The sequence below is a fragment of the Burkholderia sp. AU39826 genome, assembly GCF_020419965.1.
GTDB lineage: Bacteria > Pseudomonadota > Gammaproteobacteria > Burkholderiales > Burkholderiaceae > Burkholderia > Burkholderia semiarida.
The window spans coordinates 141,264-165,412 of the sequence record NZ_JAIZQG010000013.1 but is presented as its reverse complement, the minus strand read 5'-3'; the positions used below and the strand labels follow the sequence as shown (position 1 = coordinate 165,412).

Annotated in this window: 20 protein-coding genes; 10 read left to right on the top strand and 10 right to left on the bottom strand. The window is 69.7% G+C overall.

The genetic code is table 11. From position 1 onward, the window contains the following. Nucleotides 1-105 precede the first annotated feature (105 nt). The 3 genes from LGM42_RS21735 to LGM42_RS21725 all read right to left on the bottom strand — a co-directional run bounded on the left by LGM42_RS21735 (nt 106) and on the right by LGM42_RS21725 (nt 2,576). Nucleotides 106-1,347, bottom strand: coding sequence for an endoribonuclease L-PSP (locus LGM42_RS21735; protein ID WP_226224950.1), 1,242 nt, complete (start codon nt 1,345-1,347; stop codon nt 106-108). A 103-nt stretch (nt 1,348-1,450) separates the two neighbouring features. After that, a complete protein-coding gene (fabG, locus tag LGM42_RS21730; protein WP_059580749.1) occupies nt 1,451-2,167 on the bottom strand; it encodes a 3-oxoacyl-ACP reductase FabG in 717 nt (238 codons plus the stop codon). A 124-nt stretch (nt 2,168-2,291) separates the two neighbouring features. Further along, nucleotides 2,292-2,576, bottom strand: coding sequence for a phosphopantetheine-binding protein (locus LGM42_RS21725; protein WP_081066508.1), 285 nt, complete (start codon nt 2,574-2,576; stop codon nt 2,292-2,294). A 546-nt stretch (nt 2,577-3,122) separates the two neighbouring features. Between LGM42_RS21725 and LGM42_RS21720 the strand changes: the two genes are divergently transcribed. The 10 genes from LGM42_RS21720 (at nt 3,123) to LGM42_RS21675 (ending at nt 13,504) form a co-directional block, all read left to right on the top strand. Next, nucleotides 3,123-3,776 carry a hypothetical protein gene (locus tag LGM42_RS21720; protein ID WP_226233142.1) on the top strand — a complete coding sequence of 218 codons (654 nt, stop codon included), beginning with the start codon at nt 3,123-3,125 and terminating at the stop codon, nt 3,774-3,776. Nucleotides 3,777-3,835: 59 nt separating this feature from the next. Then, nucleotides 3,836-5,611, top strand: a complete 1,776-nt coding sequence (locus LGM42_RS21715) for an acyl-CoA synthetase family protein (RefSeq protein WP_226233141.1) — start codon at nt 3,836-3,838, stop codon at nt 5,609-5,611. After that, nucleotides 5,608-6,585 carry an acyl-CoA synthetase gene (locus tag LGM42_RS21710; protein WP_226233140.1) on the top strand — a complete coding sequence of 326 codons (978 nt, stop codon included), beginning with the start codon at nt 5,608-5,610 and terminating at the stop codon, nt 6,583-6,585. Before LGM42_RS21715 ends, LGM42_RS21710 begins: the two co-directional genes overlap by 4 nt. After that, entirely contained in the window at nt 6,582-7,226 is a 645-nt protein-coding gene (locus LGM42_RS21705; protein ID WP_226233139.1) for an outer membrane lipoprotein carrier protein LolA, read from the top strand. Before LGM42_RS21710 ends, LGM42_RS21705 begins: the two co-directional genes overlap by 4 nt. Continuing rightward, nucleotides 7,226-9,694: an MMPL family transporter gene (locus LGM42_RS21700; protein WP_226233138.1), complete on the top strand. Its 2,469-nt coding sequence runs from the start codon at nt 7,226-7,228 to the stop codon at nt 9,692-9,694. The genes LGM42_RS21705 and LGM42_RS21700 overlap by 1 nt, the downstream gene beginning before the upstream one ends. Then, the gene (locus LGM42_RS21695) at nt 9,691-10,566 is read left to right on the top strand and encodes a polysaccharide deacetylase family protein (RefSeq protein WP_226233137.1); all 876 of its coding nucleotides are present in this window, start codon (nt 9,691-9,693) and stop codon (nt 10,564-10,566) included. Before LGM42_RS21700 ends, LGM42_RS21695 begins: the two co-directional genes overlap by 4 nt. A 73-nt stretch (nt 10,567-10,639) precedes the next feature. Further along, nucleotides 10,640-11,851: a beta-ketoacyl-[acyl-carrier-protein] synthase family protein gene (locus LGM42_RS21690; protein ID WP_060317995.1), complete on the top strand. Its 1,212-nt coding sequence runs from the start codon at nt 10,640-10,642 to the stop codon at nt 11,849-11,851. A gap of 8 nt (nt 11,852-11,859) precedes the next feature. Next, nucleotides 11,860-12,675 (top strand): beta-ketoacyl synthase chain length factor, encoded by an 816-nt coding sequence (locus LGM42_RS21685; RefSeq protein ID WP_226233136.1) that lies wholly within the window; start codon nt 11,860-11,862, stop codon nt 12,673-12,675. After that, on the top strand, nt 12,675-13,178 hold the full coding sequence (locus LGM42_RS21680; RefSeq protein WP_226233135.1) for a hotdog family protein: 504 nt from the start codon (nt 12,675-12,677) through the stop codon (nt 13,176-13,178). Before LGM42_RS21685 ends, LGM42_RS21680 begins: the two co-directional genes overlap by 1 nt. Further along, nucleotides 13,175-13,504: a hypothetical protein gene (locus LGM42_RS21675; RefSeq protein WP_089465150.1), complete on the top strand. Its 330-nt coding sequence runs from the start codon at nt 13,175-13,177 to the stop codon at nt 13,502-13,504. The genes LGM42_RS21680 and LGM42_RS21675 overlap by 4 nt, the downstream gene beginning before the upstream one ends. Nucleotides 13,505-13,562: 58 nt before the next feature. Here the strand turns inward: LGM42_RS21675 and LGM42_RS21670 are convergent, their stop codons facing one another. From LGM42_RS21670 to LGM42_RS21640, 7 genes are all read right to left on the bottom strand, one after another. Next, nucleotides 13,563-13,796 carry a hypothetical protein gene (locus LGM42_RS21670; RefSeq protein WP_226233134.1) on the bottom strand — a complete coding sequence of 78 codons (234 nt, stop codon included), beginning with the start codon at nt 13,794-13,796 and terminating at the stop codon, nt 13,563-13,565. 108 nt (nt 13,797-13,904) lie between these two features. After that, nucleotides 13,905-14,648, bottom strand: a complete 744-nt coding sequence (gene phbB / locus LGM42_RS21665) for an acetoacetyl-CoA reductase (RefSeq protein WP_226233133.1) — start codon at nt 14,646-14,648, stop codon at nt 13,905-13,907. A gap of 219 nt (nt 14,649-14,867) precedes the next feature. Then, nucleotides 14,868-16,049 (bottom strand): acetyl-CoA C-acetyltransferase, encoded by a 1,182-nt coding sequence (locus tag LGM42_RS21660; protein ID WP_060966968.1) that lies wholly within the window; start codon nt 16,047-16,049, stop codon nt 14,868-14,870. Nucleotides 16,050-16,338: 289 nt separating this feature from the next. After that, nucleotides 16,339-16,923, bottom strand: a complete 585-nt coding sequence (phaP, locus tag LGM42_RS21655) for a TIGR01841 family phasin (protein WP_059575684.1) — start codon at nt 16,921-16,923, stop codon at nt 16,339-16,341. Between the two features lie 497 nt (nt 16,924-17,420). Beyond that, complete coding sequence (locus LGM42_RS21650; protein WP_060312559.1) at nt 17,421-18,185, bottom strand: ParA family protein; 765 nt, start codon at nt 18,183-18,185, stop codon at nt 17,421-17,423. 351 nt (nt 18,186-18,536) lie between these two features. Next, a complete protein-coding gene (locus LGM42_RS21645) occupies nt 18,537-22,064 on the bottom strand; it encodes a GLUG motif-containing protein (protein WP_060312557.1) in 3,528 nt (1,175 codons plus the stop codon). Nucleotides 22,065-22,126: 62 nt separating this feature from the next. Next, nucleotides 22,127-23,902: a ShlB/FhaC/HecB family hemolysin secretion/activation protein gene (locus tag LGM42_RS21640; RefSeq protein ID WP_081066387.1), complete on the bottom strand. Its 1,776-nt coding sequence runs from the start codon at nt 23,900-23,902 to the stop codon at nt 22,127-22,129. Between the last annotated feature and the right edge of the window lie 247 nt (nt 23,903-24,149).

Below are 24,149 nucleotides of genomic sequence, written 5' to 3'. Positions count from 1 at the left end.
ACGGGGATCCTGACAAAATTGTATGACTTGCCGACGAACGCTCGCACGCGTCGTCGACCTCGGTTGCATGCCGGGCCGGTTGCCGGATCGCGAGGCTCTCGCGCTTCATGGCAGCCACTCCATCGCATGACCGGCGCTGGCCTCGATCTCGACCAGCAGGTCGTCGCGACACACGTGCGCATGCACGAACAGCGGCCGCACGTGAGAACCGGCCGCATCGCGCAGCACGCGGTCGATCTCGGTCAGCGCCGCGGTGTCGCCGGCGTCGCGCACGTAGACGCGATAGCCGAGGTCGGCGAGCGAGTATGGGCCGTGCCCCTGCCGCGCGGCCTGCTCGAGCACCGCCGCCAGATTCGCGACCGTCTCGCGCGTCTGCGCGACGACGTCGCCGCGATGCACGGTGCGATGCCCGACGATGCTCGCGGTGCCCGATACGAACAGCACCGGCGCCGCATCGCCATCGGCCCATGCGGCGGCGCGTGCGAACGTCGGCGCACGCGGGCCGTACTGCGCCGGATAGTGATACGCGCTGACCTGGCGCGGATTCTCGACGGCATCGGCCGGCGTACGGCTCGCGAGGAAATGAATCGCGAGCGGCGCGGCCGGCGGCGCATCGCCCGCGACCGGCACGACCGAGCCGAGCGCGCATGCGGCCGGCACGCCGCCCGTCAATGCGCGCCGGCACGCATCGAACGCGTGCTGACGGCCGATATTGAACTGACGATAGCGCTCGATCCCGAACTGCACCGCATTGATCGCCGGCACCGTGTTCCAGATCCGCAGCGGATGCGGCATGCCGAGCGTATCGAGCAGGCCGAACAGCGCGCGGTACGCATCGAACGTCGCGCGTTCGAGCGGCGTGCCGCCGTCGCGCGGCGCGTCGTACGCCGCGTCCGTCTCGTGCACGACGAGGCTGCCGAACACGAGCCCCGCCGCTTCGCTGTAGCGGTAGTGCAGCGCACCGCGCCGTTCGCTGCGCAAGTCGTGCGCGTCGCATTGCCAGAGTTCGCAGACGGCATCGCCCGGCGCGACTTCGGCGCCGAGCAGCGCCATCTGCACCGGCGCGACCGGCAAGCCGGGCGCAACATCGGTCAGCATCCGCGCCAGCGCCTGCGCGCGCGATTCGTCCGGTGTGCCCGCCGCGCCGATGCATACCGCGCCCAGCGCGCCGGGAAACACGCGATCGAGCGCGTCGCCACGGCCGCGCGCATCGTGCAGCAGCGCGACGAGCCGCGCATCGCTCATCTGGACGAGCCGCAGCGCGCGGTCGCCGCCGTGCGCGAACGGCGCGGCGGCGGGGGACGGCGAACACGGGTGCCGTTCGGCGTCGACTGGTTGCACGGACACTTCGATTTCCTCACTATGGGGGCGCAGGCCGAACGACGACGCGGCCCTGCACCGCGGTGCGTTACATCAGGCCAATGCCGTCAGGCCCACGCGACACGCCGCGTCATGCGAGCCCGCCGTTGACGGACAACACCTGCCCCGTCACATAGGCCGCGGCGTCGGATACCAGATACGCGACCATCGCCGCGACTTCGTCGGGCCGGCCCGCGCGCTGCGCGGGCACGAGCTGCCTGATGCGTTCGGCGGGAAACGCCTGTTCGGCCATCGGCGATGCGATGATCCCGGGCGCCACCGCATTCACGGTGATGCCGCGCGACGCGAGCTCCAGCGACAGCGACTTCGTCGCGCCGATCAGCCCCGCCTTCGCGGCCGCGTAGTTGGCCTGCCCGCGATTGCCGGTCACGCCGGCCACCGACGCGATGTTGACGATCCGTCCGTGCCGCGTGCGGATCATCGGCAGCAGCAGCGGCTGCGTGACGTTGAAAAAGCCGTTGAGCGTCACGTCGATCACGCTGCGCCACTGCTGGCGCGACATGCCGGCCATCGGCGCGTCGTCGTGGATGCCCGCGTTGTTGACGAGGATCTGCACCGGCGCCTCGTCGATGAACGGCTTCAGCGCGGCAAGCGTCGCGTCGGCGTCGGTCACGTCGAACGCGATCGCGTGCGCGGCGCCGCCGGCCGCGACGATCTGCTGCGCGACCGCCTGCGCGTGCGCGAGATGGCGGTTCGCATGCACCCACACTTCATGGCCGGCCTGCGCGAGCGCCGTGCAGATCGCCTGCCCGAGCGCGCCGCTGCCGCCCGTCACAAGCGCCCGCATCGAATGGCTCCGTTCATCGCGTTTTCACCTCGATCGACGCGGCCGCGCATCGTCCGTCGAGCGCCGCCGCGCGCCGTCTTCATCGTTGCGCCGCGCCCGCGCGCTACGCCCGTGCACAACACCGTCACTTCGTGCGATGCGCGGCGACGTACGCCGCCAGCGCGCCGAGCGTCGCAAAGATCTTTTGGTTGTCCGGATTGTCCGAGCGCAGCTCGAAGCCGTATTGCTTCGAAATCAGCAGCGCGATTTCCAGAATGTCGATGGAGTCGAGCCCGAAACCTTCGCCATACAGCGGCGTGTCGGCCGTCACTGTATCGAGCGAGACGTCTTCGAGATTCAGTTCGCCGATGATCAGCGTGGCGAGCTCTTGTTCCAGTGCGTTCATCATGCGTGCGTGCAGGCGGCCCATGGCAGCGGGAGGCGTCCGGAAACGGCAACCGTCGTGCACGCCCGGCGCGTGCGAATCTCCGTCCCTCCGGCCTCTGCCGGCTTCCCCGCCTGCGTCGTTTGGGGATCGTTTGTAAAAGTTACGCGGATTCTAGACGAAGGGTATCGGGCCGTATACCGCGAATGGTTACAAGACTGGCGAGCCGCCGCCGCGGCCCGTTTCGGCCACGAATGCACGAGACGCTTGAGCCGCTTTGGATGGAAATGCACCGACTCCGCGAAACCGTTCGTCCCGCGCCATACAATCGGTTACAAAAGCCGGTCGCGGCCGCCCCGAACGGGCGCTGCCGCGGCCCTAAAATGAGCGTGCCCGACCACCGGCCCGGACCCGCGTCCGGGCCGCCATTCATATGATGTTTGACGGCCCGACCGCGCGTCCGCCGACGATCCACCCGATGTCTCCAGTCATGCCGCGTCCGCTCTTGTGCCCCGTTCCGGTTCGCCCGCCCGTCCGCCGCCGCCATCCGGCCGCCGGCCGGTGCACACGCGGCGCGCGCGGAGGCCGCCGATGAGGCGGCGGCTGCCCGTCGTGCGCGGCATTGCGGCGGCCGGCGCCGTGGCCGCCTACCAGGTGGGCGCGCACTACGCGAGCGCGACACCCGGCGCGCACGGCTTCGGCCTCGCGATGGCGCTCGTGCCGCCGCTGCTGCTCGCGCTGGGCGCGGCGCTGCGCTCGCCGCGGCGCGCATGGCTCGTGCCGGCATGGCTGCTGGCCGCCGCCGCGCTGTGGGTCGCGCGCGCGCCGCTCGCGCAGCACTTCGAATGGGGCCTGTATCTGGAACACGCGAGCTTCAACGTGGCGATGGCGCTGCTGTTCGGCCGCACGCTCGTGGCCGGCCAGGTGCCGCTGTGCACGCGCTTCGCGGCGATGATCCACGGCGCCGTCACGCCGGCCGTCGAGCGCTACACGCGGAGGATCACGCTCGCGTGGACGCTGTTCTTCGTCGCGACCGCCGCCGTGTCGACGCTGCTGTTCGCGACCGCGCCGATCGTCACGTGGTCGACGTTCGCGAACTACCTGTCGCTGCCGCTCGTCGCCGTGATGTTCGCCGCCGAGCATGCATGCCGGCGTTTCGCGCTGCCGCACGAGCCACGGCCGCGGATGATCGACGCGGTGCGCGCGTATCGCGCGTCGACCCACGCATCGCAGGCCTCGCGATGAATTCATGACCGGCGTGGCTTCACGGCCGCGCCGGCCTTCGTTCCCGTCTTGACCGATTTATGCCGACTCACCCGCTGGTATTCCATGCCTCGCCCGACCAGACGATCGCCTGGCGCGACGGCTCGCCCGTCACCGTGCGCGCCTTCGTCGCCGACGTCGCGCGCGTGGCCGCCGCGCTGCCCCCCGGCGGCCACGTGTTCAACGTGTGCCGCGACCGCTATCGCTTCGCGGTCAGCCTGTGCGCGGCGCTCGTCGCCGGCAGGATCAGCCTGCTGCCGTCGACGCATACGCCTGAAATGGTCCGCCAGCTCGCGTCGTTCGCGCCCGACGCGTTCTGCCTGCACGATGCGCCCGACTGCGCGATCGACCTGCCGCGCTTCGCGTATCCCGACGCCGCGCCCGGCGAATGCACGGGCGATGCGCCGTTCGCCGTGCCGCAGATCGACGCGGCGCGGATCATGGCCTACGTGTTCACGTCCGGCTCGACCGGCGCGCCGGTGCCGCACCGCAAGACCTGGGGCTTCCTGGTCGGCTGCGTGCGCGCGGCGGCCGAGCGCCTCGGGCTGCTCGACGGGCGCGCGGCCACGCTGATCGGCACGGTGCCCGCGCAGCACATGTACGGCTTCGAGTCGACGGTGCTGCTCGCGCTGATCGGCGGCCTCGCGTTCAGCAACCGCCAGCCGTTCTACCCGGGCGACATTCGCGACGAGCTCGACGCGATCCCGCAGCCGCGCGTGCTCGTCACGTCGCCGATCCACCTGCGTGCGCTGCTGTCGGCCGGCCATGCGCTGCCGCGCGCGGCGCTGGTGCTGTCGGCCACCGCGCCGCTGTCGGAAAAGCTCGCGTGCGAAGCCGAGGCCGCGCTCGACGCGCCGCTCGTCGAGATCTACGGCAGCACCGAGACCGGCCAGATCGCGACCCGTCGCACGTCGCAAGGCGCGGCGTGGGACCCGTTCCCGGGTATCCGGCTCGACGCGCGCGACGCACGCGACGATTCGGCCGGCGACGACAGCGGGCCGACGGTCTGGGTATCGGGCGGGCACGTCGAGGCGCCCGTGCCGATGGGCGATGCGCTCGAGCTGCTCGGCGACGGCCGGTTCCTGCTGCACGGCCGCAAGGCCGACCTCGTCAACATCGCCGGCAAGCGCACGTCGCTCGCATATCTAAATCATCAGCTCAACGCGATCCCCCAAGTGGTCGACGGCGTGTTCTTCATGCCCGACGAAGCCGCGCCCGCGCGTGGCGACACGGCGCTCGAACCGGTCACGCGGCTCGTCGCGCTGGTCGTCGCGCCGACGCTCGCGGCCGCCGATCTGCAACGCGCGCTGCGCGAGCGAATCGACCCCGCGTTCATGCCGCGCCCGCTCGTGTTCGTCGATGCGCTGCCGCGCAACGAAACGGGCAAGCTGCCGCGCGACGTGCTGGCCGCGCTCGTCGCGCACCATGCGCGCGCCGCGGCCGCGACGGCCACGACGGTCGGTCCGCCGGCCGAGGGCGACCCGGCCGGCACGCCGTCGCCCTCGCTCGCGTTCACGATCGCCGCCGACCATCCCGCGCTGCCCGGCCACTTTCCCGGCCATCCGGTCGTGCCGGGCGTCGTGCTGCTCGATCACGCGATCCATGCGATCGGCGCGGCGCTGAACCGTCCGCTGCACGCGTGGCGGCTCGGCGCCGCGAAATTCCTGAGCCCGGTCGCGCCCGGCGAACCGCTCGATCTCGCGTACGACGCCGCGGCCGGCGGCGCGATCCGCTTCACGGTGCGCGCCGGGTCGCGCGAGGTCGCGACCGGCGTGCTGTCCGCGCCACCGGCCGCGCGGGATGGCGCGCAGCCATGAAGCGCACCGCGTGGGCCGAGCGTCAGGAGCGCAGCAACGCGGGCTTGCTGCGCGCGATGACGTGGATCTCGCTGCGCTTCGGCCGGCGGCGCGCGCGCATCGTGCTGCACCTGATCGCGACGTATTTCGTGCTGTTCTCGCCGGCCGCGTGCGCGGCGTCGCGCGACTACCTGCGCCGCGTGCTCGGCCGCCCCGTGCGCTGGCGCGACGTGTACCGGCACGTGTTCACGTTCGCGGCGACGATCCACGATCGCGTGTACCTGATGAACGGGCGCTTCGACCTGTTCGACATCCGGCTGCACGGCGAAACGCTCGTCGACGACGCGCTCGCGGGCGGACGCGGCGCGTTCCTGATGGGCGCGCACCTCGGCAGCTTCGAGGTCGTGCGCGCGATCGGCCGCACGCGCCCGGACCTGCGCGTGGTGGTCACGATGTACGAGCAGAACGCGCGCAAGATCAACGCGACGCTCGCGGCGGTGAACCCGGCCGCGCAGCCGGAAGTGATTCCGCTCGGGCAGGTCGACTCGATGCTGAAGGTGCGCGAGCGCCTCGACGCGAACTGCATGGTCGGCATGCTCGCCGACCGCACGCTGCTCGACGACGCGGCCGCGTCGCTGCGGCGCCTGCCGCTGCTCGGCGCGCCGGCCGCGTTCCCGGTCGGCCCGCTTTACATGGCCGCAATGCTGAAACGCCCGGTGATCTTCATGACGGGCCTCTATCGCGACGGCAACCGCTACGACGTGCACTTCGAGACGCTCGCCGATTTCTCCGGCGTGCGGCGCGACACGCGCGCGGCGGCGGTCGACGCGGCGCTCGCGCGCTACGTCGCGCTGCTCGACAGGTACTGCCGCGCGGCGCCGTACAACTGGTTCAACTATTTCGATTTCTGGCAAGGCGGCGACGCCGCGCCCGCGCGCCGCGAGCCGGTGCGCGCCGGCGCCGACCTGCCCGCCACGAGGGATTCCGACGCATGACCGCCGCTCGCCGCTGCCTGTTCCCGTTCTCGTTGCCCATGGCCGCGCGCACCGCGCGCGTGCTCGCCGCCAGCGCCGCCGCGATCGCGCTGGCCGTGCCCGCGTACGCGGCCGATGCCGGTTCGGCCTGGACTCTCGACCGGCTGATGTCGACGCTCGCGCAGCACAAGTCGGGCCGCGCGACCTTCACCGAGACGAAGCACCTGTCGATCACCACGCAGCCGGTCGAATCGTCGGGTGAGCTGGTGTTCGTCGCGCCCGATCATCTGGAAAAGCACACGCTGAGCCCGAAGCCCGAGCACCTCGTCGTCGACGGCGACATGCTCACCGTCGAGCGCAACGACCGCAAGTACACGCTCGCGCTCGCGCGCTATCCGGAACTCGGCGCGTTCATCGACAGCATCCGCGCGACGCTTGCCGGCAACCGCCTGGCGCTCGAACAGGTGTACAAGGTCGCCGTTTCCGGACGCGGCGACGACTGGACGCTGACGCTCACGCCGCTCGACTCGCGGATGCTGAAGGTCGTCAGCACGATCACGCTCGACGGCACGCGCGACACGTTGCGCGGCGTCACGATCCGGCAGGCCGACGGCGATCGTTCGGTGATGCGCCTGCAACCCGCCGCGGCGAACGCGAACTGATGGACGATCGCATGCGCTCCTCCCCCGTCGCCCCCCGCGTGCCCGCATGGCGGCAGCGCGCGGTGCTCGTGTGGCTGCTCGCGCTGGTCGCGTGCGGCGTCGCGATCGGGCGCGCGCACTTCACGGCCGACCTGTCCGCGTTCCTGCCGAACGCGCCGAGCGCCGGGCAGCGCGTGCTCGTCGACCAGTTGCGCGACGGCATCGTGTCGCGCCTGATCCTCGTCGCGATCGACGGCGGCGATGCGGCCACGCGCGCCGCGCTGTCGCGGCGCGTCGCCGGCACGCTGCGCGCCGATCCGCGGTTCGCGGCCGTTCACAACGGCGAAGCCGCGAACGACGCGCGCGACCGGCAGTTCATCTTCGATCACCGCTATCTGCTGAGCCCGGCCGTCACGCCGCGGCGCTTCAGCGCCGACGGCCTGCACCAGGCGCTCGGCGACAGCCTCGACCTGCTGAGTTCGTCGGCCGGCCTCGTCGCGAAGGCGATGCTGCCGCGCGATCCGACCGGCGAAGTCGCCGCGCTCGTCGACGGCCTCGACGGCGCGGCCGAGCCCGCGAGCCGCGACGGCGTGTGGGCGTCGCGCGACGGCACGCGCGCGGTGCTGGTCGTGCAGACGGCCGCCGCCGGCTCCGATACCGATGCGCAGGCCCGCGCGATCGACGCCGTGCGCCGCGCGTTTGCGGCCGCGACGCGGGCCGTGCCGAATGCGAACGCGGCGACGCTCGCGATGACGGGCCCCGGCGTGTTCTCGGTCGACACGCGCGACACGATCCGGCACGACGTCGAGCGGCTGTCAGCGGCGAGCGTCGTGCTGATCGTCGCGCTGCTGCTCACGCTCTACCGTTCGCCGCGCACGCTCGCGCTCGGCTTGCTGCCGGTGCTGACGGGCGTCGCGGCCGGGATCGCGGCGGTCGGCGTCGCGTTCGGCACGGTCCACGGGCTGACGCTCGGGTTCGGCACGACGCTGATCGGCGAAGCCGTCGACTATTCGATCTACCTGTTCGTGCAATCGGCATCGGTCGGCACGCGCGGCGCCGCGCGCCCGGCCGACGCGACGCGCGCGTGGGTCGCCGCGTACTGGCCGACGATCCGGCTCGGCGTGCTGACGTCGGTGTGCGGGTTCGCGTCGATGCTGTTCTCCGGATTCCCGGGCCTCGTGCAACTCGGGCTGTATTCGATCGTCGGGCTGACGGCCGCCGCGCTGGTCACGCGCTTCGTGCTGCCGCACCTGCGCGGCGACCATGTCGCGATCCGCGACGTATCGCGCGTCGGCGCCATGCTCGCGCGCGCGGCCGACGCCGCGCCGCGGCTGCGCCGGCCGCTCGCGGCGCTCGTGGTCGCCGCGTGCGCGACCCTCGCGCTGCATCGCGGCAGCCTGTGGAGCCGCGAGCTCGCCGCGCTCAGCCCCGTGCCGGCACAGGCGCAGGCGCTCGACGCACGGCTGCGCGCCGACGTCGGCGCGCCCGACGTGCGCTACCTCGTCGTGATTGCCGCGCCGACCGAACAGGCCGCACTCGAACGCGCGGAAAAGGTGGCCGCGCAATTGCAGCCGCTCGTCGACCGCGGCACGCTCGGCGGTTTCGACAACCCCGCACGCTACCTGCCGAGCGACGCCGCGCAGCGCGCGCGCCAGGCGAGCCTGCCGGATGCGAACGTACTCGCCGAACGGATGCGCGTTGCCGTCGCGAACCAGCCGATCTCGGTGAAACCCGACCTGTTCGCGCCGTTCGTCGCCGACGTCGACGCCGCGCGTCGCGCGCCGCTGCTGACGCGCGCGGACCTGCGCGGCACGTCGATGGCGCTCGCCGTCGATGCGCTGCTGACCGAACGCGACGGCCGCTGGAGCGCGATGCTGCCGCTGCGTGCACCGGACGCCGCGCGCACCGCGCAGCCGGCGTCGACCCTCGACGCCACGCCGATTCGCGCCGCCGTCGCGCGCGCGGGCGTGCCCGATGCGCTGTTCGTCGACATGAAGGCCGAAGCCGATCGCCTGTACGTGAGCTACGTGCACGAGGACATCCGGCTGTCGCTCGCGGGTTTCGCCGCGATCGCCGTGCTGCTGCTGATCGCGCTGCGCTCGCCCCGGCTCGCCGCACGCGCGCTCGCCCCGCTCGTCGCGGCCGTGCTGGTCGTGACGGCCGGTTTCGCGCTCGCCGGCGTGCAACTGACCATCCTGCACCTCGTCGGGATGCTGCTGATCGTCGCGGTCGGCTCGAACTACGCGCTGTTCTTCTGCCGGCGCGGCGACGCGCAGCCCGTCACGCCGTACACGCTGGTGTCGCTGCTGATCGCGAACCTCGCGACGGTCGCCGGCTTCGGGCTGCTCGCGCTGTCGCGCGTGCCGCTGCTCGAAACGTTCGGGCTGACCGTCGGCCCCGGCGCGATACTCGCGCTCGCGTTCGCGGCGATTCTCGCGCCGCGCGCCGCGGCGGCGGTCGGCAATCACCAGCAAGGAGGCCGCGCATGAACGTGCCGCCTTTTATCCCCCCGCGCGATACCGGCGACGCACGCCGCTGGAAGCCGACGCCGCTGATCGCGGGCGCCGCCGCGCTGCACGCGGGCGCGGCCGCCGCCATGATCGCGCAACCGGCCGCGTGGCCGTGGGCCGTCGGCGGCGTGGTCGCGTCGCATCTCGCGCTGACCGCGGCCGGCCTGTGGCCGCGCAGCACGCTGCTCGGTCCGAACTGGACGCGCCTGCCGGCCGGCGCGGGCCGCCGCATCGCGCTGACGATCGACGACGGCCCGGACCCGGACGTCACGCCGCGCGTGCTCGACCTGCTCGACCGTTACGACGCGCGCGCAACGTTCTTCTGCATCGGCGATCTCGCACGCCGTCATCCGCGGTGGATCGAGGCGATCGTCGCGCGCGGCCATGCGGTGGAGAACCACAGCCAGCGGCACCGCCATACGTTCTCGCTGTCGGGGCCGGCTGCGCTGCGGCGCGAAGTCGCCGCCGCGCAGCAGACGCTGACCGACGTCGCCGGCACGCGCCCGCTGTTCTTCCGCGCACCGGCCGGCCTGCGCAATCCGTTTCTCGAACCCGTGCTGTGCGAATTCGGCCTGCAACTCGCGAGCTGGACGCGGCGCGGCTTCGACACGCGTGCGCGCGACGCCGCGACCGTCACGCGCCGCCTGCTGCACGGGCTCGATGCGCGCGACATCCTGCTCGTGCACGACGGTCACGCGGCGCGCGATGCGCGCGGCGAACCGGTCGTGCTCGACGTGCTGCCCGCGGTGCTGCGCGCAGCCGCCGACGCGCAACTGCACTGGACCACCTTGCGCGCGGCGCTCGCGCCCGAACCGCCCGGCCAGCCGGGCGTTCCGGCCCCCCCCGTTTGATAAGATTTGACCTCGAACGGCGCGCGTGCCAGCCCTGCGGCAGCGCCCATTCCGGCCACCGGATGCGACTCTCGTGAACCCTCTCCTGCTCTCGCACTTCACCGCCACCAGCTGCATCGGCCGCGGCCTCGACGCGACCCTCGATGCACTGCGCCACGCCCGCGGGGGGCTCGTGCCGTGCAACTTCGAGCGTGCGGATCTCGACACGTGGATCGGCGCGGTGGACGGCGTCGATGCGCGGCCCGTACGCGCCGATCTCGCCGACTTCGAGTGCCGCAACAACCGCCTCGCGCAACTCGGCCTGACGCAGGACGGCTTCGATGCGCGCGTCGCGGCGGCGGTCGCGCGCTACGGCGCCGCACGCGTGGGCGTGTTCGTCGGCACGAGCACGGCCGGCATCCTCGAAACCGAACGCGCGTACCGGCGCCGTGACCCGACGAGCGGCGCGCTGCCGGCCGACTTCCGCTATGCGCACACGCACAACCCGTATTCGCCGGCCGCGTTCGTGCGCGCGTATTTCGCGCTGCGCGGGCCGGCGATGGCCATCTCGTCCGCGTGCTCGTCGGGCGCGAAGGTGTTCGGCTCCGCGCGCCGCATGATCGAGGCCGGGCTGATCGACGCGGCCGTCGTCGGCGGCGTCGATTCGCTGTGCCTGACCACGCTGTACGGCTTCAATTCGCTGGAACTGCTGTCGCGCCAGCCGTGCCGGCCGTTCGACGTCGCGCGCGACGGCATCTCGATCGGCGAGGCCGCCGCGTTCGCGCTCGTCGAACGCGCCCCGGCCGCGCCCGTCGCGCTCGACGCCGACGCGATCCTGCTGCTCGGCATCGGCGAATCGAGCGACGCGCACCATATGTCGTCGCCGCATCCGGAAGGGCTCGGCGCGCGCGCCGCGATCGAACAGGCGCTCGCGTCCGCCGGCCTCGGCGCGCACGATATCGATTACGTGAACCTGCACGGCACCGCGACGCCAAGCAACGACGCAGCGGAAAGCCGCGCGGTCGGCGCGCTGTTCGCGCGCACGCCGTGCAGCTCGACGAAGGGCGCGACCGGCCACACGCTCGGCGCGGCCGGCGCGCTGGAAGCGATCGTCGCCGCGCTCGCGCTGCGCGAGCAATTCGTGCCGGCCGGCGTCAACACGACGCAGCCCGACCCGGCGCTCGTCGCCGATTACGTGCTCGCGAGCCGCGACACGCGCGTGCGCGCCGTCCTCTCCAATTCGTTCGGCTTCGGCGGCACGAACTGCAGCCTGATCCTCGGCCGCGCCGATCACGACCGCCGTTGAGGCCCGCCATGACGCTCACCGCCTTCATCGAAAGCATCGGCCTCGTCGGCCCGGGATTGAACGGCTGGCCGCACGCGGCCGACGTGCTCGCGGGCCGTGCGCCCTACGTGCCTGCCCGCACCGAGCTGCCGCCGCCCGCCGGCCTGCCGTCGGCCGAGCGGCGTCGCACGGGCCCCGTCGTGCGCGCCGCGCTCGCGGTCGGTCACGAAGCGGTGGCCGCGAGCGGCCGCGACGCCGCGACGCTCGCGACCGTGTTCAGCGCATCCGGCGGCGACGGCCAGAACTGCCACGCGATCTGCGAAACGCTGGCCGGCGACGATCGCCAGTTGTCGCCGACCCGCTTCCACAACTCGGTGCACAACGCGCCCGCCGGCTACTGGAGCATCGCGACCCGCGCGATGGCGACGTCGAACGTGCTGTGCGCGCACGACGGCAGCTTTGCCGCCGGCCTGCTCGAAAGCCTGTGCCAGATCGTCGTCGATCGCGTGCCGAGCCTGCTGATCGCGTACGACACCGACTATCCGGAACCGCTGCGCGCTGTGCGGCCGATCGGCGATGCGTTCGGCGTCGCGCTCGTGTCGGCGCCGGAAGCCAGCGAGCGCGCGCTCGCCCGTATCGACGTCCAACTCACCGACGCACCCGCGACCGCGCTCGCGCACGCCGGGCTCGACGCACTGCGCACCGGCAATCCGGCCGCGCGCGTGCTGCCGCTGCTCGAGGCGCTCGCCACGCAACGTACGACGCGCGTCGTGCTCGACTATCTGGACGACACGCGCGTGCAGGTCGACGTCGCGATGCCCGGGACCTTCGCGGAGCGCGCGTGATGAACGCAACCGCCGCACCGGCCCCGCCGCTCGACCACGCGTGGATTGCCGCGCACATTCCGCACGCCGGCGCGATGTGCGTGCTCGATTCGGTCGATGCGTGGGATGCCGAACGCATTCGCTGCACCGCGACGAGCCACCGCGATCCGCAAAACCCGCTGCGTGCGCACGGGCGGCTCGCGTCGGTCTGCGGCATCGAATACGCGGCGCAGGCGATGGCCGTGCACGGCGCGCTGCTCGGTGCGCACGATGCACGCCCGCGCGCGGGCTATCTCGCGAGCGTGCGCAACGTCGACGCGTTCGTCGACCGGCTCGACATCTTCGCGCAGCCGCTCACCGTGGACGCGCAACGCGTGAGCGGCGACGGCCGCTCGGTGCTGTACGGCTTCGCGCTGCGCTGCGGCGAGCGCGTGCTGCTGTCCGGCCGCGCGGCGGTGATGCTCGACGCATCGGCCGCCGGCGCGTTTCAACCGGCGCCTGCCGGCAACCCGAAACCTCGATGACGAGGCTTACCTCAAGGAACCCGGTCGTGAAAGTTCGTCAGTTCATTGGCGCCGCGCTCGTTCTGGCGCTGCTCAGCCCGCTCGCCCACGCGGACCTGTCGGAAGTGAAGCAGGACATCAAGCGCGATTCGAAGGAAGCCGCGCACAAGACCGGCGAAGCGGCGCGCAGCTTCGGCCACGCGACCGCGAGCGCCGCGAAGGCGGTCGGACACGGCGTCGCCCATGCGTCGCGCGAAGGCTGGGAAGCCACCAAGCGCACGACGAAGCGGATCTTCCACAAGAACGACTCGGGCGAATCGGCCGGGAAGGGCGAAAGGAACGACTGATCCCGCGCCCACGCGTCGCGGACGGCATGCGCGCGGGACGTGACCGCCGATCGACCGCTCATCGATCATCGATCGCAACGCGTCGGCGCGACGGCCAACGTGCGCGGCGCAGCGGCCTGGCCGGCCTGCGCGCGAAGCACTTGCCGTACGCCGCGAGCCCGCAATCGCGATGATCGAAATTCCGCAACAGCCGCGCGCGGCGCCGCTCGAGCCGGTAGAGCGAAATCGCCATCGTCAGCGCGACGGTCAGTGCCGTGCCGCCGATCACGAGTCCCATCCAGGTGTCGCCCATGCGTCCTCCGGAATGCGAGGCCGAAGCGGCGCGCCTACCGTCGCTCCGGCCCGGGATGGTGCGCAATGCTGCCCGCACGCGCGCGAATGCCGTGCGGGCCGCCGCGCGTCAGTGCATGTGCTGACCGCCGTTGATCGCGATGTTGGAGCCGGTCACGAAGCCGGCCTCCTCCGAGCACAGGTACGCCACCAGCGCCGCGACTTCCTCGGGCTTGCCGAGCCGGCCCACCGGAATCTGCGGGAGGATCTTCGTGTCGAGGATGTCCTGCGGGATCGCGGTGACCATCTTCGTCGCGAGGTAGCCGGGCGACACCGTGTTCACCGTCACGCCCTTGCGCGCGACCTCGAGCGCGAGCGATTTCGTGAAGCCGTGCATGCCGGCCTTCGCGGCCGCGTAGTTGGTCTGGCCGATCGAACCCTTCGAGCCGTTCACCGACGAGATGTTGACGATGCGGCCCCAGCCGCGCTCGACCATGCCGTCGCAGACCGGCTTCGTCATGTTGAACACGGAGTCGAGGTTCGTGCGGATCACCGCGTCCCAGTTGACCTTGTCGAGCTTGCGCAGCGTCATGTCGCGCGTGATGCCCGCGTTGTTCACGAGAATATCGACCGGGCCGACGTCCCGCACGATCGTCTCGATGCATTCCCGGCACGAGTCGTGATCGGCCACGTCCACCGGGTACGCGAGGAACGCGCGGCCGGCCGCATGCATCTCCGTCAGCCAGCGGTCCGCGCCGGCGTTGTTCGGCGAATACGTGACGACGACCCGGTGGCCCGCGTCGTTCAACCGGATGCTGACCGCTTCGCCGAGACCGCCCATCCCACCTGTCACAACTGCGATTCGCTTAGTCATACTATGAATTACCGACAAAAAAGTAATCGATGAAAGGCGGGGCGACGGCATCGCATCTGCTGTTGCCCCACCGCTTCGATGCACGGCCGCCCCGCGTCGCGGGCGCGGCACGCATCGGTACCTCGCGCTTATTGTCGATTTCCCGTCTTGCGCGACACCCGCGCGGCTCACCCGCGGCGCTGGCGCGCGCCGCGAGCGCGCCGCGCCGTCAATCAACGCTCAGACACGCTCGACCGCGAGCGCGACGCCCATCCCGCCGCCGATGCACAGCGACGCCAGCCCGCGCTTCGCATCGCGCTTGGCCATCTCGTGCAGCAGCGTCACCAGGATCCGGCAGCCCGACGCGCCGATCGGGTGGCCGATCGCGATCGCCCCGCCGTTCACGTTCACCTTCGACGTGTCCCAGCCCATCTGCTTGTGCACCGCCAGCGCCTGCGCCGCGAACGCCTCGTTGATCTCCATCAGGTCCAGGTCGCCCGGCGTCCACCCCGCACGCTCCAGGCACCGGCGCGAGGCCGGCACCGGACCCATGCCCATCACGCTCGGATCCACGCCGGCGTTCGCGTACGCCTTGATCCGCGCCAGCGGCGTCAGGCCCAGCGCCGCCGCCTTCTGCGCCGACATCACCAGCACCGCCGCCGCGCCGTCGTTCAGCCCCGACGCATTCGCCGCCGTCACCGAGCCGTCCTTCGCGAACGCCGGCTTCAGCCCGGCCAGCGATTCGGCCGTCACGCCGTGACGCACGAACTCGTCGGTCGCGAACTGCAGCGGCTCGCCCTTGCGTTGCGGGATCGACACCGGCACGATCTCGTCGTCGAAGCGCCCGGCCTTCTGCGCGGCTTCCGCCTTGTTCTGCGACAGCGCCGCGAACGCGTCCTGCTCCTCGCGCGTGATCCCGTATTCCTTCGCGACGTTCTCCGCCGTGATGCCCATGTGGTACTGGTTGTACACGTCCCACAGGCCGTCGACGATCATCGTGTCGACCAGCTTCGCGTCGCCCATCCGGAAGCCGTCGCGCGAGCCCGGCAGCACGTGCGGCGCCGCGCTCATGTTCTCCTGGCCGCCCGCGATCACGATGTCCGCGTCGCCCGCGACGATCGCGTTCGCCGCCAGCATCACGGCCTTCAGGCCCGAGCCGCACACCTTGTTGATCGTCATGCCCGGCACGGCGCTCGGCAGCCCCGCCTTGATCAGCGACTGCCGCGCCGGGTTCTGCCCGGAGCCGGCCGTCAGCACCTGGCCCATGATCACTTCGCTGACCTGCTCGGGCTTCACGCCCGCACGCTCCAGCACCGCGCGGATCACCGTCGCGCCCAGTTCCGGCGCCGCCACCTTCGCCAGCGAGCCGCCGAATTTGCCGACCGCGGTCCGCGCGGCCGATACGATCACTACGTCCGTCATGTTCAGTTCCTGCATCGAAATCAGTGTGTGGTTCTGACGCCCGCTTGAGGCGTGCTGTACACGGCGATGACGCGTGTCGGGCCATCCGGCGCGATCGCGGCCACACGCCGCCGTACGCCATACGGCGGGCGGCATCCGTTCGCACCGTGACACGGGCAACCGTGCACGGGCGTCTTGCGGCGAACCGAAGCTCGCCGGGCCCGCGTGGCACACGCGGCGCCGGCGCCAATCAATCGTGTCGCGCCCGCACGCGACACGCATTCATGCGCGTTCGTGCCCGTTCGGGCCGTCACGCAGCCGATTCGCGCGCGGCCGCTGCGTCCTTGCGCGCGGCGGCCGCCGTCTGCTTCGCGCCGCGCGTGGCCGTTTCGCTGACCACATCGAAGCCGCTCTTCGCCGCTTCGATCGCCTGCCCCGTCGCTTCACGCACGGAGTCGGCCGCGGCGCTCGCCGCGGACAGCGCCGAATTCAGCGCGGCCACCACCGGCGCCGAGCCGGCCGGCGCATGCTTCGACAGCTCGCCGAGCACGTCCTTCAGGCGCTTGTCGTTCTGCTCGTACTGCGCCTGGGCGACCTTCGCCCATTCGGACTGCGTCGACACCGCGATCTCGAACAGATGGCGGCCGTACGACGCGACCTTGCCGGCCGCTTCCTGCGGCGCGGCGACCTGCTGCGCGAAGCCCGCGGCCGGGTTACTGCCGGTGAACGCGTTCTTCAGCTTGTCCTCGTAGTCCTCGAGCGCCGTCCGGGCCGCTTGCAGGTTGAGTTCGACGACAGCCTCGAAACCGTGGATCGCCGGACGGGCGATTGCAAACCACGCGGCGATACCGGACTGATAATCGGCGGTGAGTTTTTCGGGGGCAAATACGGACATCGGGCACGCTCCTGTTGGCTATGCGAGAGACGACGTAAAGAAAAATGGAAGCTCGGGTAAACAGCTGCTTCCTTATTGAAACCCGTCACCTGCGTGGGAACGGGCGGTAGAGGGAAGTCATTCTAGATCGATTAATTGTCAATTAAATGGCATTAATGATAGGTGTAAACCCTTATTACCCTTTGAGCCGTCCGCCGAAGCTGCGGGCACGCCGAAATCTCAGACAAGACAGTACCCCTCACCGGCCGGCGACGCATTTTTACCTTTTGCAGCATAGCGCATCATGACGTAGCGCAATATTTGCCAATTCATTATTCCGCTTATTAGAAAACCGGGCCCCATTGAAAATGGGGCAACCATTTATGTCATATTTTTTCTGGATTTCTTGTGAAATCGTTTTCTTGATTATTAATGACGAAATCAATAATCGGACGAATTGCCGGTCGCGACAAAAAAGCCGCTCGAAGCGGCCTCGGTCGATGCGGTCACGCGCGAAATCAGCCGGCCAGTTCGCGATGCAGCGCGCGGAACTCCTGCGCGAGCTTGTGCGTCGGCTCGAGATGGATCACCGGCCTCGACTGCTGATGCGACTCGCGGATCTTCACCGATGCGGACAGCCGCGACGCGAGCACCGGCAGCCCTTCGTCGACGAGTTCGTCGACCAGCCGTTGCGGCAGGCTCGCGCGCGGCTGGAACTGGTTGATGACGATCCCCTCCACCTCGAGCGCCGCGTTGTGGTCCTGCTGGATTTCCTTCACGTTCTCGAGCAGCGTGTACAGCGCGCGGCGCGAGAAATCGTCGCAGTCGAACGGGATCAGGCAGCGCTCGACCGCGATCAGCGCCGAGCGCGTATAGAAATTCAGCGCGGGCGGCGTGTCGATGTACACGGCGTCGTACATGGCGAGCTCGTTCAGCGCGTCGCGCAGCTTGTAGATCTTGTAGCGCGATTCGAGCTTGCCGTGCAGCGTGTCGAGATCCGGATGCGCGGGCATCACGTCGAGCCCGTCGAACGGGGTCGCGTGGATGAACGACGCGACGTCGATCGGACGGAAGTTGAAGGTCAGCGCGGTTTCGAAGAAGCCGGCGACGCCCGGTTGCGCATCGGCCGCGGCGTCGCCGAGCAGGTAGCGCGTCGAGTTCGCCTGCGCATCGAGATCGATGACGAGCGTACGCAACCCTTCGCTCGCGCTGATCGCCGCCAGGTTGCAGACGATCGTCGATTTGCCCACGCCCCCCTTCTGGTTGAATACGACACGCCGCATAGTCCCCTCTCGATCGAAGCCAACGGAAGACACCAGCATACCCGAGACAGGTTGGCTGCCGTATCGCGACGTGCATCGGGATTGGGCGGCGAATCGCCGAGCCCCGTGCGGGCATCGATGTGCGCCCGCCGCGGACGCATCCACTGCCGCCCGCCTTCGATGGTTGCGTGATCCAGACAGACAGCCGGGCACGCGGCCCCGCTACGCCGGCCCGCTCGAGTCGCGCCGCCGAACGACGAAGGCGGGGCACCGGATCACTCCGATGCCCCGCCTTCAGTGACTACGATAGGCGACGGTCAGCTTCGCGGGTGGCCGGCAAAAAGCCCGCCCCCCGCGTCGAAACCGGTGCGCTTACCGGGTAATGCCACCGCCGATCCGTTGCACCTCCGCGGCCGGCCCCGTTGCCACAGTCGTCTGAATACGCCCATAGTTCAGGCCCACCAGACCACCGTAGATTTGGTCATACCCGGAGACATAGTTGATGCGGCTGCTCGTCTTCGAGTCCTTCACCGTAGCCACGTTATAGCCGACGAGACCGCCGAGGCGCGCGCCCCTACCGGCGCTCACCGTACCCGAAGATTCCGAGTCCGAAACGAGGCTGCCATTAGTGCCGATCAGACCGCCGACGCTCGCATAATTCCCCCCCGTCACGTCGCCTGTCGCCTTGCTACCCGCAACGCGGCCCGCCACGTCGCCCATGCCGACCAGACCGCCTACAGTGCTACTCGCGCCAGCAGTCACCGCGCCGGACGCTTCCGAGTTCGACACTCGACCGTCGTTGTGGCCGACCAGGCCGCCGGCGTACGCGGAGTTGCCGCCCTCCACCATGCCGATCGCCTTGCTGTTCGAAATGTCACCGTTCGCGTTCTTGCCGACCAGACCGCCGACGCTCGCGGAGGCGCCCGCCACCACCTTGCCTGACGCCTTGCTATTTGCGATGGTGCCGCCGCTCATGCCGACGAGGCCGCCTACGGTGCTCTTCGTGCCGGCGCTCACGTTACCCTTCGCGTGGGACCCGCTGATGGCGCCGGTGTTGACGCCGACGAGACCGCCCGCGAGGCTGAAAGCGCCGCCCGTCACCTGGCCGTAAGCTTCCGATCCGGAAATCGTGCCCTTGTCGTTATTGCCGACCAGACCACCGACATGGCTGGCTCCGCCGCTGCTGACGTCGCCGCGGGCGATCCCCACCGTGATTTGCCCCTTGTTTTGACCCACGAGGCCACCGATAAGCGCAGCCGACTTGTCGGTCACGTCGCCCGTTGCCGTCCCGTTCGTGAGGACGCTTTCGTTCACGCCGACGAGACCGCCGATCGCGGCCGAGCCGACGCCCGAGACTTTGCCCGTCGCCGTTCCATTGGCGACCGTGCCGAGAAGATGCCGGCCGATGAGGCCGCCGATCGTGGAACCGGACGCGGTGCCGTTGACCGCGCCGCTCGCCGACACATTCGAGAGCGAACCGCGGTTCACACCGATGAGACCGCCGATCGTGGAATTGCCAGCGCCGCGGACAGTGCCGCTCGCCGAAGAATTGGCGATGCTCGTGCCGACGTCGTTGTCGCCCACCAGGCCACCGATGCTGCCGTTACCGCCGCTGACGGAGACGTTGACGCTCGACGACGAATTCTGGATCGCACCCGTGCCGACGTCACCGTTCACGCTGTTCACGCCGACCAGACCGCCGACCTTTGCGTTGGCCTGCGCGAGCGTGATGCTGCCCGCGCTGCTCGAATTGGAGATCGCACCGCCCCGGTTGACGCCGACCAGACCGCCCACGCCGCCGTAGAACCAACCTTGATCCGCGATGCCGCCCGAAATGGCCATATCGGCCGAGCTGTTGCTGATCATCGCGAGCTTCTTCGGGTTACCCCGAATCGTGTAGCTTTCGCCGACGAGCCCGCCCATCGCCAACGTGGACCGGTTGCCCACGATGCGCCCCGTGACCGACGACCGATCGATGTCGCCGCCCAGATTCGAACCTACCAGGCCGCCCAGGGTCTGCATGCGCGACAACGTCCCGGCGTTGACGGTGACGTTCGTCGCCCGCACGTTGGAAATGATGCCCGAGTCCATGTTCACGCCCGCGAGCCCGCCGATCAGCGCATGCCCGTTGCCCGTGTACGAACGCGCGCCCGTCACGTTCACCGACGCGAGCTTCAGGTTGCCGATGTAGCCGGCGTTCACCGAGAACAGGCCGATGTACGGGCCGGTGCCGAACACCGACAGGTTGCTGATCGTGTTGCCCAGGCCGTCGAACTTGCCGATGAACGTGTAGTCGTTGCCAATGCTCCGGAACTGGCGGCCACCGCCGTCGACTGCGCTGCCGAGCACGTAGCGGCCCGACAGGTCGTTGTCGATCGAACGCAGTTCATCGACGCTGTTGATCACGCGATAGGCTTCGCCATTCGAACGGTACGACGCATTCGCACCCGACAGCGTGACGGCGCCTTCACCGTTCACCGCGAGACCGCTACCCGGATTCAGTTCCAGCTTCGCGTTTTGGCCATTGAGCGTCAACTTGTCGTTCACGCGGATCTGCCGCGCCGCGTTCACCGTGACGCCCGCGTTGTCGCCCGTCGCCGTCACCGGCCCGTGCAGTTCCACGTCGCCTTGACGCGACGTCAGCGTCAGCCCGTTGTCGCTGCTCCAGGTAACCGGCGCGTCCACCTTCAGCGTGCCGGTCGTGCGAGCGAGTTCGACGTTGGTCGTGCCGAGATTGCGCGCCAGCGTGTCCGCGCCGATCGCGGCATCGGAACCGCCCGAACCGCCGACCTGCTGGCCGCCGATCACGAGCGCGCGCGACGCGGCGCTCCGACCCACGCCGGCATTCGCCGACTCGATCGTCCACTTGCCCGCCACACCATCGTGCCCGCGCGTGTCGACCGCCGCCGTGTCCGCCACCCGCACCGCGGCGCCCTTCGTCACCACGGCGCCGTGACCTTCCGCGCCCGCCAGCGTGCTCGCGTCCAGCGTCCCGGCCACTTGCACCGCGCCGTCGCCACCGTCCAGCGTGATCCGGCCCGCGACGTTGTTCAGCCCCTTCGCCTCGATCGTCCCGCTGTTGTTCACCACCGTGTCCAGCAGGCTGTTCGCCGATCGTGCCGACATCAGCACCTGGCCGCCGTCGGCCTTCAGCAGGCCGCCGTTGCTCACCAGCGCGTCCACCGCCGCGCCGTTCACCTCGAGGCTCAGCAGCTTGCTGCCGTCGAAGTTCACCTTCACGTCATTGCCCGCGCCCAGCGCGACCGTGCCCATCTGCGCCCGGATCACGCCGTTGTTCGTTACCTGCGCGCCCAGCAGCGCGACACCGCCGCCGTCCGCCGCCGTGATCGTGCCCTGGTTCACCACCTGGCCTGCCGACTTACCGTTGAAGCGGAAGTTGCCGTTCAGGAAATCCTTGTCCGAGATGTCGCGCGTCGACGCCACGAGGCCACCGACGTTCACTTGCGCGCCCGATCCGAACAGCACCCCGTTCGGGTTCACCAGGAACACCTTGCCGTTCGCATCGATGCGGCCTTCGATGTTGCTGCCGTTCGCACCGACCACCCGGTTCAGCGCCAGCGACTGGTTCGTCGGCTGATTGAACGACACGCGCTCGCCGCCGGCGACGCTGAAGTCCTGCCAGTTCGTGATCAGCTTGTCCGTATGCTGGTTGATCGACATCGTCTTGTTGTCGGCCGACGTCGCGAAGTCGCCCTTGCCCGACACGATCTCGGCGCCCGTGGGCAGCGCATATGCGCTCGACGCCGCGAAGCCCAGCAGCGACACGGCCGCCGCGATTACCCGGCGGCCGCCCGCCTTGCCGCGCCGACGCGCGTTCTCGCCCGCCACGCTCCAGCATCCGTTCGCTTGATTCCAGACCAATGCATAAGCCTTGTTCATCTTTGGTTTCCTTGTTGTATTGACTGCCAAACCCTGCGTAATGCAGGCGCCCGTCCAGACGCTCAGAAATACTGAGTCGCCTGAAACCAGATTCGCGGAGAGCCGGCGGACGACGCCAGCCCTTCGCTTGAGGCGAACGGCCAGGCGGCCGCCACCGTGACTTGATGCCCCTTCCCGTACCAGCCCGCGCCGAACCCCGCGGCCTGCATGCGGATGATGTTGGTGTCCTTGAACACGCGATGCTTGTTGATGCCGACCCGGCCGGCGTCGACGAACGTGCTGACCCGCCAGCCGGGCGCCACCGCATACCGCAATTCCGCGCTCGCCTGCCACCCCTGATCGCCGCTGCCCGAGCCGAGCGTGTAGGCGCGCACGCCGTAAGGGCCGCCGAGGCTGAACTGCTCGGACGCGTCGAGATTGCCCGACGACAACTGGCCGCTGAACTGTGTGTAGAACTGGAAACGCGAGCCGAGCGCCTGGAGGCGCATCACGCTGACGCCGAGTTTCTTGAAGGTGCCGCGCGTCTTGACGAACCCCTGCGCGCCAAGCACGTCGGCCGTGCGCAGGCGGCCCGCGCCGGCCGACACGGAGAAGGCGGTGGTGCCGCCGCCGAGCAATGCGTCGTCGCCGTTGCCGCTCAGCGTGAAAGTCCATAGACCGACGTTCTTGTCGTCCTGTATCTGGAACGCGCGATAGTCGTCGTGAAGGTTCTTGTTCTCGTATTGGAGTTGCGCGTTCAGGTTGAACGCGCGGCCGCGCAGCAGCGGCTGAACGACAAATGCGCTCTGGATGTTGGCGCGGCTGTGAAGATCGAGTTCCTCGAAGCCTTCGCCGACCTTCGAATGCAGATTCGAGTAGCCGACGCCGACGCGCGTCGACCACGGCCCGACGGGCAACTGGTACGACGCGCTGTAGTAGCGCTGCAGCGTGTCGCTTCCCATGCCGCGCAACGTGAGCCGATCGCCGATGCGCAGCGGCGAGTTCACGGCGACGCTGCCGGTAAGCCGGTAGCGCCCCGTCGACAGGTTGCCGTAGTTGTCCGCCTCCAGCGTTCCCGTCGCGATCGGCCCGGGATCGGCGTCGATCACCAGATCGGTCGAGCCCTGCGTGCGCCCCGAGCGCAACGTGCCCTTGGCGTCGACGCCGGGCAGGTCGCCGACGAGCAGCAGGCTGCGCGCCAGATCGACACCGCGCACCGCCTCGCCCGGACGCAGCGCGGACAGCGGCTGGCGCACCACGCCGTCCAGCACGCGCGAGCGGTTATGGAGTTCGATCCGATCGTAGCGGCCTTCCAGCACGTCGATCCGGACGACGCCGTCGTCGATGTCCTGACGCGGCAGATAGGCACGCGCGAGCACATAGCCGTGCTCGCGGTAGTAGGAAGTGATGCGAGCCGCAGCCGCCTGCAGCTCGCCAAAACTCAGCTCCCGCCCGGTCAGGTCCTGGAGGAGCGGCTCGAGCTGCGCCGACGTGAACACCCGGTTGCCGCCGATCGCGAACGCGCGGACCGTCACGCGCGGCCCCGCATCGACGCCCTCTGGCGCGGGTGCGGCCTGCTCCGTACGCTCGATGCTCAACTCGGGCGCGGACGCGGCCGGGAGCGCCGGGCGCACGGACTCGATTTCGCGCATCGACTGGCCCGCGTTCGGCAACTGCGAAAACGCGATACCGGGCAGGAACAGCCCCATCGCCGCGCAACAGCCCAGCGCGTATGGAACACCGCCGCCGAGGCCGGCAACGGGCGCGCGCGCCGCCGCTGGCCGTGCGTCTCGATGATGCGTGACGCCTGGATGCCGGGTCGCAAGAAAATACCAGAAGCCTCGGCCGTAACGATCCATTATCAATTCGGTAAACCACCATTTGCATTCGCTACCGAATCATAATTTTCAGTCCTATCAAGATAAATAATACAAGTACGATTTATTTTTATAAAAACGAAATCCTTCGATAAATTCCTAATACTCCCCGAAAAAACTGCGCATCATTCGGCTTTCTTGTCGACTCCCACCGCCCGATTCCATCACCGACATGACCGCGCCGGCCATCGAACTCAGACGGGGTCCTAACGATACTGGCGCAACAAGG